This window comes from Nitrospina sp. P1_D6, from assembly GCF_052156615.1.
Taxonomy (GTDB): domain Bacteria; phylum Nitrospinota; class Nitrospinia; order Nitrospinales; family Nitrospinaceae; genus Nitrospina.
Genome location: NZ_JBQKUN010000003.1, coordinates 256586 through 270254, shown reverse-complemented (window position 1 = coordinate 270254; position 13669 = coordinate 256586). Strand labels below are relative to the sequence as shown.

Sequence of the window (13669 nt, the reverse complement as noted above, 5' to 3'; positions counted from 1 at the left end):
AACCGACAAGGAATCAATGGGATTGCCCTGTGTCCCTTGAGCGCACGAAGCTTGAGGTGCGTGCAGGTGTGTTTGGAAAACCTTGTCTTCCTGTGTAAGGATTTCTGCAATGCGTCCAGAAACCGGGTCTGAAACCAGAGGCGATCCGCGCCGCGCTTTCGTCGATCCCGCTCAATGGAAGCGGTTGATCGACGCCGCCACCCCCCAGGAATTTGCGGATGCCTGGCTCTCCCTGCAATGCGGTCATATTCCCGGAATCACCCGTGGAGTGATGGTTCTGGGCGATCCCAAGACACGCGAATACGCCCCTGCTGCATTCTGGCCTGAAAAAAAAGGCATCAATCTCCATCTGACCGGCGCTGTAGAAATGGCGATGCAACAGCGCAAGGGAGTGATGCGCAATCCCGGGCAGGCCAACGGAAAAAAGGATTCATCCCGATTATCTTACCTGGCCCATCCGTTTCTTATAGGTGACGATCTGTATGGAACGGTTGCGGTGGAAGTCGCGACCAGCAACCCGAACTCACTGCGAACCCTCATGCGGCAGTTGCAATGGGGCGGTGCGTGGGTGGAGCGGTTTTACCGCCGAGAGAAAGACAAAACCCCTTCCGGTAACAAACACCTCGCCACCATTCTGGAATTGGTGGCGAGCGGTCTGGAAAAGGAACGGTTTCACGACGCGGCCAACGCAGTGGTGACAGACATGGCGGTGAAGCTGGGGTGCGAACGGGTGAGTCTCGGATTCGTTAAAGGCACTGGTATGAAGGTGGTGGCGTTGTCCCACAGCGCCAAGTTCAACAGGAAGACCAATCTCATCCGCAATATTTGCCGGGCCATGGAGGAATGTCTCGATCAGGCCGCGACCATCCTTTACCCTTCGCCTGATGCTTCTTATCCTTTCATCAACCGGGTGCATGGCGAGTTTTCCAAACAACACGGTAAATCCGGGATCTGTACGGTCCCTTTGGTGATGCATGACCGTATCATTGGTGCGTTGATGTATGAGTTGTCCGGTGGCAAACGGTTCACCCCGGAACAGACAGAAGTATGCGAGGCTATCGGCCAGATGGTCGGGCCCATCCTGTACACCAAACGACGCGATGACCGTAATATTGTCGCCAAGGTCGCAATTTCTTTCTGGAGTGGGTTGACGAGCCTGTTTGGTCCGCGAAATCTGGGATGGAAGCTGTTTTCAATCCTGCTTGCTGGCGCGATTCTGTTTTTCACTTTCGCTACCACGCAGTTCCGCGTTTCGGCTGATGCGACCCTGCAGGGAGCAGTGCAGCGGGTCATGGTATCTCCCCTGGATGGGTATGTTTCGGAAGCGCTTGTCCGTCCGGGGGACATTGTGGAAGAAGGGCAGTTGCTGTTCACGCTGGACGACAAGGACCTGGTCCTGGAACGCCTTAAATGGAAAAGTGAGCTTGAAAAATACCGGCGCCAGTACCGTGATGTGCTGGCAAAGTTCGACCGCAGTGAAATCCGCATCCTCAAAGCCCAGATCGAGCAGGCCCAGGCCAAGCTGGAGCTGGCTGAAAAGCAATTGGCCCGGACAAAAGTCAAGTCTCCCTTTCATGGCGTGGTGGTGTCCGGCGATCTGAGCCAGTCGCTGGGTGCGCCGGTGGAGCGCGGAGAGGTGATGTTCGAACTGGCGCCTCTGGATGCCTACCGCGTTCTGCTGCATGTGGATGAACGCAACATCAACCACATCAAGCTTGGGCAGAAGGGCAGGATCGTGTTGTCGGGCGCCGTGGAACAGCAGCTTCCGTTTGAAGTGAATAAAATCACGCCCGTAACAGAAACGAAAGAAGGTGGTAATTTTTTCCGTGTCGAGGCGAGTTTGGGTGCCACTCCGGCATTTTTGCGTCCCGGAATGGAGGGTGTGGGAAAAATTGAAATTGGAGAACGCAAACTCATCTGGGTGCTCACGCGTGAGATGATGGACTGGATGCGTCTTCAAATCTGGACGTGGTGGCCTTAAGCCCTTTCCCTGAATCAGGAAACCTTTATGTCCCTGGATTCGATGTACAGCCCGGTGTGGTACCGTGTGGCGCACCTGAAACCACGCCTGCGGAACCATGCGGAAGTCCACCGGCATCATTATCGAGGGCGCCTCTGGTACGTTTTGCAGGATCATTCTTCAGGGCGCTACCACCGCCTGAGCCCTGCCGCGTATTACCTTGTCGCACAAATGGACGGCAAGCGCACGTTTCAGGAAATCTGGGATCGTGCGGTGGATTTCCTCGGTGATGATGCGCCGACCCAGGATGAAATGATCCGTCTGGCGGGGCAGCTTCACACCAGCGACACCCTGCTGTGCGATGTTCCCCCGGACACATTGGAATTGTTCGGTCGTCACCAGCTCCACGAAAAAATGAAATTAAAGCAATGGTTCTGGAGTCCCCTTTCCATTCGCTTCCCCCTCCTCAATCCAGAACGGTTTCTCGCCCGCTGGCAATCAACTGTGCGTTATGTTTTCAACTGGTTTGGTTTCACCCTGTGGATTGCGGTCGTGGGCTATGCGGTATTCCTTGCGGGGGTGCATTGGGGCGGATTGACACAAAACCTGGCTGACCGTGTGATGACCCCGGAAAACCTGTTTGTGCTGTGGCTGGTTTACCCTCTGGTGAAGTTGGTCCATGAGTTCGGCCATGCGTTTGCAACGAAAGTATGGGGTGGCGAGGTGCATGAAATGGGAATCATGCTTCTTGTGTTCATCCCCGTGCCTTATGTAGAGGCGTCCAGTGCGTCGGCTTTCAGCGAGAAGTCCAAGCGCATGATCGTAGATGCGGCGGGAATCATGGTGGAACTGTTTCTTGCCGCGCTGGCCATGTTCGTTTGGGTCAACGTGGAACACGGTCTGGTCCACACCATCGCTTACAACGTGATTCTGATCGGCAGTGTGTCCACCCTTTTGTTTAACGGAAATCCCCTGTTGCGGTTTGACGGCTATTATTTTCTTTCCGACGCAATTGAAATTCCCAATCTGGGGACACGGTCCACGCAATATTTGGGTTACCTGTTCCAGCGCTACCTGTTTGGGGCTAAACATGTGAAGTCACCCGCAAACAGTTGGGGCGAACGGTCCTGGCTATTGTTTTACGGTATTGCGTCGTTTTTTTACCGGCTGTTTATCATGGGCGTGATCGTGCTGTTTGTGGCCGGAAAGTTTTTCATCGTTGGTGTGGTGCTGGCCATGTGGGCCCTCATGACCATGCTCGTTATTCCCATTTACAAAAAACTCGATTTCCTCACCCGGAGTCCGGTGATCTCCGGAAAACGCGTACGAGCCGTGGTCATGAGTGCGGTGCTGGTTGTGTCGCTTGGCTGGTTTATTTTTAAAGTTCCCTTTCCTTATGCAACCCGGGCGGAGGGTGTGACTTGGCCTCCGGAAAAATCGATCCTGCGGGCACAAACACATGGTTTCATCCAGGAGGTGAAGATCAATACAAACCAGTTTGTCAATCGGGACGATGCGATCATGGTCAGTGAAGATCCCCTGCTGATCGCGGAGAAAAAAGTCCTGCAAAAGGAATTGAAGGAACTGGAAGTACGGTATATGGCACTGCGTTTTGAGAACAGGACGCAGGCGGAAATCAAGAAGGAGGAAATGCTCGCAGTGCGGGCCCAGTTGGAACGCATGGAGGAGAAAGAGTCTCATCTGGTGATTCGCAGTCCGCTGGATGGTACCCTCATACTTCCGAATTCAGATGACTTGAAAGATCGTTTTGTAAAGAAAGGCCAGCTTTTAGGTTATGTTGTTGACTACCCGTTGAGGACCGTGAGGGTGGTTGTACCTCAAGATCGCATCGGGTTGGTGAAAGAACAAACCCGTGCCGTCCAGGTTCGCATGGCCGAACGTATCTCTGAAGTGTATACGGCCATGGTGAAACGCGAGGTTCCTGCGGCGACCGAAAAATTGCCCAGCATGGCCCTGGGTTTGCCTGGAGGGGGTGAAGTGGCGGTGGATCCCAGCGACGAGGCGGGCACGAAAGCATTCAAATCGGTTTTTCAACTCGATCTGGAATTGCCGCCCCAGGCGGGATTGAAAAGTATAGGAGAGAGGGTCTTCGTCCGGTTTGACCACGGGAAGGTCCCGTTGGCGGAGCAGTGGTACCGCATGGTTCGTCAGCTTTTGCTCAAGAGGTTCGGTGTTTAAATGTTTATTGGGAACTGGACCAGACCCGGCGTTGCCTCGGGCCTCTATCCGGAAAAACAAAAGGAACAACCGGGGTGGCTGGATACAACATGGCGCCGCCTAACGCAGTTACGTGGTCCGGAGGCCATTGCTCCCCCGCCGGAAGCACACAATTTTCTGGATCAGGTGAACCGCCTTGCAAATGAATTCCGGGAGCTTTCAGATAAAGAAATACGAAATGAAGCCCTGGCGATCCGGTCCTCCCTGCATCGTCAAGGATTCCAGCCTTATTTCGTAGCCAGAAGTTTTGCACTGGTGACGGAGTGGTTCGTGCGCAATGAAAATGTGCGTCCGGGTTCGGGTGAAATTTTAGCGGGTTGGGGCATCCTTCACCAGCGGGCTGTTGAGTCCTGTGAAACTGATGACAACGCCGTTTCAGTTGCACTGTCCTCCCTCACCGCGGCGCTTGCAGGCTTTCCGGTACATGTCATCACCGCAACGGATCACCTGGTTCGGCGCTTATCCTCACGTCTTTCCCGGATCTGCAAAGAATTGGGCGTTTCAACTGGTGAAGTGGTGGCGGGAATGGACATTCCCTCCCGTCAGGAGCAGTACCGTGCGGACATCGCATTCACAACCCACAAACAGGTTGCATTCGATTATCTGCGGGATCACCTGGCTTCTGAGGGGCGGCGAGGCCGGCTCCAGTTGCACCTCGATCGCCTGAGTGAAAAAGAGGGACGCGGGCAAACACTGGTTCTCCGCGGATTGTGTTTTGCCATTATTGATGAACTGGACACAGTGTTGATTGATGATGCCCGGGCTCCGTTGCTGATTTCCAGAAATACGGATCTACCTGGAGTAGGAAAGGTTTACGAAAAGGCCCTGGAGCTTTCAGCATTGCTTCACATCGGGATGGATTTCGACATTGACGAAGTCCAGCCTCGTGTGCACCTGAACGCAAATGGACGCATTCGTATCGCGCAAGTCACGGAGCATCTTGGAGGAATGTGGTCGGGGATAGAGCGAAGCCAGGATTTAATAACACAGGCCCTCACTGCAACTCACCTGCTTATTCGGGACCTACATTACCGAGTGGATAATGAAAAGATTCATATGGAAGAACGGGTATTGCGTGCATTGCGTATGGAGACTTCCTGGCAGAGAGGCCTTTTGCAGTTGCTGGAATTGAAGGAGGGTCTTCCCAGTACCGGAGACCGGGAAACGCTGGCCAAAATTTCATACCAGGAATTATTCCAGCGCTACCTGTATTTGGGCGGGGTGTCCCATACTCTGATGGAATCCCGAAGGGAACTCGAATTATTGTATCCATTTAAAGTAATGCGGGTTCCGATGGGAAACGGTTTTAAAAGAAAAGCGGCATCTTTTCACTTTTACCCCGACGCCGAAAGGAAATGGGAAGCTGTTGCGGAGCGTGCCGAAGCATTGCACCGCTCTGGAAAGTCTGTTTTCATTGCAGTACGATCCCTTCCCATGGGTGAGTTGCTGGCATCCATACTTGCCAAACGCGGTCTTTCCTGCCATGTTCTCACGGACAATCACAATGAAAATGAGGCATTTCGATTGAATGAGAAGGCGCGTCCGGGTTCCATCACCATTTTGTTGTATTCGGTGGCCAGGGGAATGGGCGGGACGGCCTTTGGCCAACAAGGAACTTTTGCCGGGCCACATGGTATTCTTGCCGAATGTAGCGAAACCCGCCGGCATGACCGGCAACTGATCCAGCGTTGTGGAGCGGGGAATGAACAAGGCGGACCCGATTACTTTATTTCCCTGGAGGACGATTTGGTTCAGGTGTTTGCACCTGAATGGGTTGTCCATGTTGCAAGGCGACTAGGTTTTTTGGGGAATTGGATTGCCCGTTCATTATGGATTTTGACGCAATGGGGGGTAGGCCGGCATCATGCGGCGGCGCGCGCAAAATTGAAGGATATGGATAAACAAACCAGCAAAATGCTGGCTTTTTCAGGTCGTTCGGAATAAATGAAAAATTTTTTATCGTTTTTTGTTTGGGCAGCATTATGGTTCTGGATCCTTCCCGGAGGCACTGGGTTGGCTCAAAAGGGAATGAGTGACTTCGACTGTGTCATCGAACCTTTCATGACAGTGGAGTTGAGCACCTCCATTCGTGGGACTTTGGAAGATGTGTCGGTCAAACGCGGGGACCTGGTGAAAAAAGGCCAGGTGGTGGCGCGTTTGCGATCCGGAGTCGAAAAAGCGGGAGTGGAACTGGCAAAGGCACAGGCGCAATCGAAAACGCAAATACAGATCAGTAAAGAGCGTTTTGCATTGAGCCAGAGGAAACTCCAGCGGGTTAATGAGCTTTATGAGAAAAACATGGTTCCCAAGAATGAACAGGATGAGGCGGAAACGGAAAAAATCCTGGCGGAATTGGAAGTCCTGCGTGCAGAGGAGGGACACAAGATTGCAGGGCTGGAGTTGGAGCGCGCGGAGGAGGTGCTGGACCTGCGTAGCATCGTGAGCCCTATCAACGGTGTCGTTGTGGAACGGTTGAAATCGCCGGGTGAGTTTGTGGAAGAACAACCCGTGGTTAAGTTGGCGCAGATCGATCCGTTGAATGTTGAGGTTATCGCGCCGATTGCCTACCTTGGAAAAATCAAAACAGGGATGAAGGCGACGGTGTTTCCGGAAAAGCCTGTAGGAGGAAAATACAAGGCGGAGGTAAAGATCGTGGATTCGGTGGTCGATGCCGCCAGCGGCACGTTCGGCATCCGTCTGGAATTACCCAACCCCAAGCATAAGGTTGTTGCAGGTCTCAAATGCGGCGTTAAATTTCCTCTAAAGTGATCGGCGGTGTTTGCTTGCCGGATTCAGATGCCCATCAAAAAAGCAACGAACAACCATTTCTCCAATGGTTTGAAAACCTGACAAAATCAAAAAAAGGATGTCTGAATAGTAAAGGAAAGTCTGGTGCGTTCCAAATTTCAGAAAATTCCCTTTCGAATATTGTCAGTAAGTTCAAAAAAAACAATTTAATAGGGATGTTCTTTTGGGTGGGGGAAATAAATAGCTTCTCAATTGGGATGGGTGTGACATTAACGACTATAATGAAGGGGTGGTTATAATGTAAATAGCCATTTAAAGGTTTAACCAAAAAATTTCAATTTCAAGGGGTCGTGCTTTGAAGTGATTAACTTTGAATCATAACAATAACCAGTCCCCAAATTAGCATTTTAAGTTAATTATAGGTCGCATGCGTTCAAAACCATAAACTTATAATTTGACTATGGCCTCCCTTCCAAATGATCCCGCAGCCACCCCCCCTCCAAATGAAATAACGGAAGAATACCGAATCCTCCATAGAGTCGCCCAGGTTTTAGAAGAAAACAGGGACCTAAAAAGCCTGTTGAATCAAGTTCTCCAGGAAATCACGGGGTTCAAAAAACTAAAAGTAAAACCAAAGTCTGGAATTTTTTTGGCGGATGAAGCTAAAAGGGTATTGCGGTTATTCACAACACAGGGCGATTTTTCGGAGGAATTTCTGCAGAAGGAAAAGGAAGTTCCATTTGGAAATTGTTTATGCGGTCGGGCTGCAGAATCAAAAGAACTTTTGATGAGCGAAAGTTGTTTCACAGATCCGCGTCACGAACGGACTTACACCGATATGACAGCCCACGGTCATTACATAATTCCTTTAAAAACCAGCGAAGGCCGGCTTGTGGGTATTATGTTTCTTTATACTGAAATACAACCCCGATGGTATCAACACAGTCAGGCCGTTTTATTATCCATAGGTGGTTTGGTTGCACATACTATTGAGAGAAAGAAAATTGAAAATGAATTAATTACACTTAAAGAAAAATTGGAAGTCCAAATTGAAGAACGAACGCATGACCTGATGGAAAGTCGTCGGATTTTAAATACATTAATTTCTAACCTGCCAGGAATGGTTTACCGGTCCCTGAACGATAGTCAGCGTACAATGTTATTTATAAGTGATGGGTGCTCGGCTATTACAGGTGAAAATGCTTCAGAATTTTTGGGAAAAAAAATAAAATTTCAGCAACTGATACATCCAGTTGACCAGTTAAGGGTTTATCAAACTATCAAAAAGGCTATAAAAGATAAAGAGCCCTATACTTTAATTTATAGAATCAATACTTTGTCAGGAAATGAAAAAATTGTGCGGGATCAGGGAAGAGGAATTTATTCCGAAGCGGGGGAGTTAACAGCTTTGGAAGGGTTTATTACAGATGAAACCAAGCGTTATATGATGGAAGAAGAATTGAATTTATCCCATCAGAGATTACGAAATTTGGGTAATAAATTACAGTCCATAAGGGAAGAAGAGAAAACCCGTATATCAAGAGAAGTCCATGATGAATTGGGGCAATCGCTGACCGCCCTAAAAATGAACGTCTTATATCTTAAAGAGAATAACCCATTAGATAGAATGGAGATATTGGAACGTTATGAAGCGATGACAAATATGATCGATTCTACCATCAGATCCGTACAAAAGATTGCAACAGAACTGCGGCCTCCTATATTGGACGCGTTTGGACTATCTGAAGCTATAGCATGGCAGGCAGATGAATATAGTAGTAAATTTGGACTGCATTTTGACCTAAAGGGCATGGATAGAGAAATAAAAATAGAAGAAAGTCTTCAAACTACATTGTTTCGTATATTTCAAGAGACTTTAACAAATATTGTCCGTCATGCGAATGCAAGTCGTGTTCAAGTTGCCCTGAAGGGGGAAGGAAATAATCTTGTTTTGGAGGTAGCTGATAACGGGAAGGGAATTAAGAAGGAAAGTCTGGAAAACATAAATTCACTTGGATTGGTGGGTATCCAGGAGCGGGTTCATTTGTGGAACGGAAACGTGATATTTAAAGGAAAACCCGGAAAAGGGACAAAGGTAAGAGTGGAGATTCCAGTTAATAATTAGGGAAATGTCCAATGAATGGTTTAATTAAGGTTCTGGTTGCCGATGACCATGAAGTGGTCCGTCAGGGAATAAAAACCATTCTCGCAACAACCTCAGACCTCCGTGTGGTTGGAGAGGCCAGAGACGGGGTGGAGGTATTAAAAAAAATCAAGGAAATGGAAATTGATGTTGTGCTTCTTGATTTCGATATGCCAAGAAAAAGTGGTTTGGAAATTTTAATTGAAATTAAAGCCATTAAACCCCAAATACCCGTCCTGATCCTGAGTATTTTTCCGGAAAAACATTATGGCCTTAGGTTTTTAAAGGCAGGAGCTTCAGGTTACCTTGGGAAAGCCAGCGTATCGGTACAACTGGTTGAAGCCGTAAGAAAAGTAGCACAAGGTGGTAAATTTGTGTCACCGGAAATGACGGATAGATTGATTGGCGAACTCAATAAAAGCAATAAAGAAGCCCCTCATGAAAAACTGACTGACCGGGAATTCCAGGTTTTTCATTTGATAGCTTTGGGCAGGAAAATAAAGGAAATAGCCGATGAATTGAACCTAAGTATTAATACAATAAGTACATATCGAGCCCGAATCCTTGAAAAAATGGGAATGGATAGCAATTCGGAAATTGTGAGGTATGCAATTGATAATTCATTGATTAAATAAGCCCAATTTCATTGGTTTCTTTATCCCCCCTCCTGGGCTCCCGCCCAATTGTAGTGATAACACTACAGCCCTTTTCGGAAACAACCTCAACAAAAACACAAGTCCTGCGCTTTAATTAAAATCACCCCAGAGTTACTTTGTTAAATGAGGGGAAAAATAATCGCTGAAAAACGGTGAAAAAATTGCGATTTGGTTTTTCAAAATTAACGGCAGGGGAAAATCCGGGTTGGAAAAACACAAGAGCAGAACAAAAATTAAGAAAAAAGGAGAACTGTTATGCCTAAAGGAAAAGTCTTGATTGTAGATGATGAAAAAGATGTCCGGGATGTTTTGAAGTTTCACCTGAGTGAAGGACATTACCAGGTTATTGAAGCGGAAAATGGCCAGGAGGGAATTGACCTGCTTAATTCCGAGGACAACATGAGCAATGTGGGTGTGATTTTGTGCGATATACGGATGCCTAAGGTTAACGGAATTGAATGCATTCACTATATTCGTGAAAATGCACCGGGAATTCCCATTGTTGTCATAACAGGATTTCCTGATACAAAAATGGCCGTGGATTTGCTGAAAGAAGGAGTTAAGGATTATCTGGTTAAACCGGTGGAACAGGAAAAGTTGGTAGCTACGGTGGATAAATGGGTATCAGTTGGTAAAGAGATTGAACTTTAATTTAAAAACCCGGGAGGTGTTCTTAAAACCTCCCGGGTTTTTAAATTAAAAGAATAAATGAAGCCATTCGAAAACGAATGCAATGGAATGGTCCAAACCCATATGCTGGAAAATACGGAAAAAGACATTTTATGGAAAATTCCAGATCCAATTCTGGGGATTGATTCTGAATATAATGTGGCATACATGAATCAAGCATGTGAAACGATGTTGGACGTTTCATTTGAAAAAATAAAAGGTATGAAAATTCAAGAAAAACATTTTGAAAATAAACAGGAAGCAACTGTCCTTATGTCGATTTTCAAGATGCAAGCAAGTCCAATAATAAAGGACAGAAATAAAGAGAAGGTAAAAGAAGAAATTAGGGAGAGAATTAGGGATCCTTTAATACCGAAAAAGCCACTTGGAGTTATCCGCAATTCACGAACAATTACAATTAAAAGACGGAATTATATTTATGACCGGTTTGAAGTTAATGAAAAAGAAAATAAAAAGAATATTTCATTAGTGCGGTTTTGTGAAGTCAGTCCCGAAACGGTATTTAATGAGCAATTCATTCTGGCCGAGAGAATGTCAGGGCTGGGAACGTTGGGTGCGGGAATAGCTCATGAATTCAACAATCCTCTTTACAGCATGATAGGGTTTTCGGAAATGATTTTGAAAGAAAAAGAAAAAGAAGCAATTGATATTCATGCAAAGAGGATAAAAGAAAAGGCACAGGCTCTGGTTAAAATAATTGAAAAGCTGAACAGTTATATATCATCCCCCACTGCGGAAGGACATCCAGTAATTAATTTAAACGAACGAATGGATGCTGCATTGGAAGTTGCCCTTTTAACCCATGAAAGCGAAAACGTACAAGTCGAAAAGGACTATTGTTCCCTGCCCTTAATAAAGTCAAGGGGTGATGATATACAACAAATATTTTTTAATATTATCTCCAATTCCTTAGAAGCTATGAGAGGTGGAGGTAAGCTTAAAATAATTTCAGAGTGTAGGGACAAAACAATTTTGGTATCAATTCAAGATACAGGCGAAGGTATGCCAGAAGAATTTATTAATAGGGTATTTGACCCCTTTTTTACGACAAAGGCGCCAGGGAAAGGTACGGGGTTGGGTTTGACAGCGGTTTATCAATTAGTAAAAAAAACAGAAGGAAATATCAGTATCGCTTCCCAGAAAAACAAAGGGACCACGGTGCAAATTATTTGGCCCATTGAAAAGGGTGAAGAGTCTTTTGATTAGACAAATAGTTTTAAAAATGACCTTAAGGGTATATTGAAAAAGTGAATGAAACCCCGAAAAATTGAAGTAAAAAATTAATAAATGAGGCCCTAATATGGAGACGGGCAAAAAGAATCTAGAAAATAAAAAACAGAACTCTGCAGAAAATGAAATTAGACAAAGGACCCAGGAGTACCGGGTCCTCCATGAAGTGGCTAAAACTCTTCATTCCTCAACGGATATGAAGAGCATGCTTATTGATACAATTACAGTTCTAACGCGTTTTGAAGAGTTGGAGGTTGAGAATAAGGCGGGAATCTTTCTTGTAAATGAAGAAGAACAAAAAATGGAGTTATATTGCACTATAGGAACCTTTTCTGAGGAATTTTTAAACAAGGAAAAAGAGATTCCCCTTGGTCAATGTCTGTGTGGCAGGGTTGCCGAGTCAGGTGAGATGATCGTTAGTGATAGTTGTTTTACGGATTCAAGGCATGAAAACAAATTTCAGGATATGACCGATCATGGGCACTACATTGTTCCGTTGAAAAATAAGGGGCGGATCATAGGTGTACTTTTTTTATACACAGATCCCAATCCGCCCTGGTACGTTCGGAGCAAAGAGATTCTTATGTCAATCGGCGGGCTTATAGCCGATGCCATTGTTTCCTGCAGGAGGGAAGAAGAAATTGTTGAAAGTAATCAAAAACTAAAAAGGCTAAATGAACTGAAAAATCAATTCCTCGGCATTGCTTCCCATGATCTTAGGAATCCGATTTACGTAATTCAAACCTTTAGTGAGGTTTTAAAAAACGGTACGGTTGGAACCATTAACCCCAAGCAAAAGGAGCTTTTGGAGAAAGTTTATAAATCAAGCAATTTCATGCGAGGTCTTCTGGATAATTTGTTGGACATTTCAAAAATTGAAAGCGGGCAGATTAAATTGAATAAGAAGAGCCATGATTTAAATTTAGTTGTTAAGCAACAAGTAGAAATGGCTCAAATGCTGGCAGATAAGAAAAATATTGCGATCATAAGTAACTTAGAAAGTAATGATCCCTTCCTGTTTGATGAAAATGCAATTACCCAAGCCATAATGAATTTTATTGGCAATGCGATTAAATTTTCCCCTGTCAATTCCATAATTACGGTTTCCACAAAGAACAAAGACCAAAATATTGAGTTTTCCGTTAAGGATGAAGGGCCTGGTCTATCTGAGGAAGATCAAAAATTATTATTTAAGGAATTCCAAACCCTGAGCGCCAAGCCTACTGGAGGTGAAAAAACCACCGGGTTGGGCCTGGCCATAACAAAAAAACTGGTAAGTCTTCATTCAGGGAAAGTCGGCGTTAATAGTGAGTTAGGTAAGGGGGCATGCTTTTTCTTCGTTATACCCTTTTTAAAAAATGAATAAAAAAATCTTAGGGTTTATCTTAAAAAAGGAAAAAACCATGAAAATATACCAAAAAGTCTTAAAAATCCCAATTTTGACAATATTGTTTTTATTTGGCTTCAATACGGGTGTTTCTTATTCTGCTGACATGATTGCTGAAGCGGAAATTAGTGGTTGCGCAGACAATGAGATTTCGGGAACGGGTGTTCTTATTGAAAGAGAATCCGAAGAGGGTATCAAGTCAGTTGATGTGTCCCTGATTATTAAGGGGTTGAAAGATGGGAAGCACGCGGTGCATATTCATGAATCCGGTTCCTGCAAGCCCTGTAGCGCCGCTAAGGGCCATCATGATCCTGGTCCTAACAGCAATACGAAACCGGACGCACCTGATTTCAATCATCCCTTTCATATGGGGGATCTCGTTAATATGGAGGTAAAGGATGGCGTCGGGGTTATGCAGACAACCACAAATCGGGTCACTCTTTCTGAAGGGCGCCTGAGTATTTTCGATTCAGATGGTGCTGCCTTTATTATTCATACGTACGAAGATAAATATTGTGATGATGAATCAGAGATGAGTAAAGGATGTGCGGGTGGGTCACGTGATGCTTGTGGGATTATTAAAATGCGATAGGAAAACTATGGAAATGTGATGAAAA

Annotated in this window: 10 protein-coding genes; all 10 read left to right on the top strand. The window is 46.0% G+C overall.

Annotated elements, in window-relative coordinates; translation table 11 throughout:
* Positions 1-109: 109 nt before the first annotated feature.
* The 10 genes from ACTRXA_RS07465 (at position 110) to ACTRXA_RS07420 (ending at position 13644) form a co-directional block, all read left to right on the top strand.
* Positions 110-1981 carry an efflux RND transporter periplasmic adaptor subunit gene (locus ACTRXA_RS07465; RefSeq protein WP_442426579.1) on the top strand — a complete coding sequence of 624 codons (1872 nt, stop codon included), beginning with the start codon at positions 110-112 and terminating at the stop codon, positions 1979-1981.
* 27 nt (positions 1982-2008) lie between these two features.
* Positions 2009-4159, top strand: coding sequence for a hypothetical protein (locus tag ACTRXA_RS07460; RefSeq protein WP_442426578.1), 2151 nt, complete (start codon positions 2009-2011; stop codon positions 4157-4159).
* The gene (locus ACTRXA_RS07455) at positions 4160-6142 is read left to right on the top strand and encodes a preprotein translocase subunit SecA (protein ID WP_442426577.1); all 1983 of its coding nucleotides are present in this window, start codon (positions 4160-4162) and stop codon (positions 6140-6142) included.
* A gap of 84 nt (positions 6143-6226) precedes the next feature.
* Positions 6227-6967 carry an efflux RND transporter periplasmic adaptor subunit gene (locus ACTRXA_RS07450; RefSeq protein ID WP_442426576.1) on the top strand — a complete coding sequence of 247 codons (741 nt, stop codon included), beginning with the start codon at positions 6227-6229 and terminating at the stop codon, positions 6965-6967.
* A gap of 439 nt (positions 6968-7406) precedes the next feature.
* Complete coding sequence (locus ACTRXA_RS07445) at positions 7407-9071, top strand: PAS domain-containing protein (protein ID WP_442426575.1); 1665 nt, start codon at positions 7407-7409, stop codon at positions 9069-9071.
* An 11-nt stretch (positions 9072-9082) separates the two neighbouring features.
* Positions 9083-9724, top strand: a complete 642-nt coding sequence (locus ACTRXA_RS07440; RefSeq protein WP_442426574.1) for a response regulator — start codon at positions 9083-9085, stop codon at positions 9722-9724.
* A 276-nt stretch (positions 9725-10000) separates the two neighbouring features.
* Positions 10001-10396 (top strand): response regulator, encoded by a 396-nt coding sequence (locus ACTRXA_RS07435; protein ID WP_442426573.1) that lies wholly within the window; start codon positions 10001-10003, stop codon positions 10394-10396.
* 57 nt (positions 10397-10453) lie between these two features.
* Complete coding sequence (locus tag ACTRXA_RS07430) at positions 10454-11641, top strand: ATP-binding protein (protein WP_442426572.1); 1188 nt, start codon at positions 10454-10456, stop codon at positions 11639-11641.
* 94 nt (positions 11642-11735) lie between these two features.
* Entirely contained in the window at positions 11736-13031 is a 1296-nt protein-coding gene (locus ACTRXA_RS07425) for a GAF domain-containing sensor histidine kinase (RefSeq protein WP_442426571.1), read from the top strand.
* 37 nt (positions 13032-13068) lie between these two features.
* Positions 13069-13644: a superoxide dismutase family protein gene (locus ACTRXA_RS07420; RefSeq protein WP_442426570.1), complete on the top strand. Its 576-nt coding sequence runs from the start codon at positions 13069-13071 to the stop codon at positions 13642-13644.
* Positions 13645-13669 lie beyond the last annotated feature (25 nt).

Excerpts from the sequence above, each read along its gene's own strand:
- ACTRXA_RS07465 (WP_442426579.1), top strand. The coding sequence starts at position 110 with ATGCGTCCAGAAACCGGGTCTGAAACCAGAGGCGATCCGCGCCGCGCT.
- ACTRXA_RS07460 (WP_442426578.1), top strand. The coding sequence starts at position 2,009 with ATGTCCCTGGATTCGATGTACAGCCCGGTGTGGTACCGTGTGGCGCAC.
- ACTRXA_RS07455 (WP_442426577.1), top strand. The coding sequence starts at position 4,160 with ATGTTTATTGGGAACTGGACCAGACCCGGCGTTGCCTCGGGCCTCTAT.
- ACTRXA_RS07450 (WP_442426576.1), top strand. The coding sequence starts at position 6,227 with ATGAGTGACTTCGACTGTGTCATCGAACCTTTCATGACAGTGGAGTTG.
- ACTRXA_RS07445 (WP_442426575.1), top strand. The coding sequence starts at position 7,407 with ATGGCCTCCCTTCCAAATGATCCCGCAGCCACCCCCCCTCCAAATGAA.
- ACTRXA_RS07440 (WP_442426574.1), top strand. The coding sequence starts at position 9,083 with ATGAATGGTTTAATTAAGGTTCTGGTTGCCGATGACCATGAAGTGGTC.
- ACTRXA_RS07435 (WP_442426573.1), top strand. The coding sequence starts at position 10,001 with ATGCCTAAAGGAAAAGTCTTGATTGTAGATGATGAAAAAGATGTCCGG.
- ACTRXA_RS07430 (WP_442426572.1), top strand. The coding sequence starts at position 10,454 with ATGAAGCCATTCGAAAACGAATGCAATGGAATGGTCCAAACCCATATG.
- ACTRXA_RS07425 (WP_442426571.1), top strand. The coding sequence starts at position 11,736 with ATGGAGACGGGCAAAAAGAATCTAGAAAATAAAAAACAGAACTCTGCA.
- ACTRXA_RS07420 (WP_442426570.1), top strand. The coding sequence starts at position 13,069 with ATGAAAATATACCAAAAAGTCTTAAAAATCCCAATTTTGACAATATTG.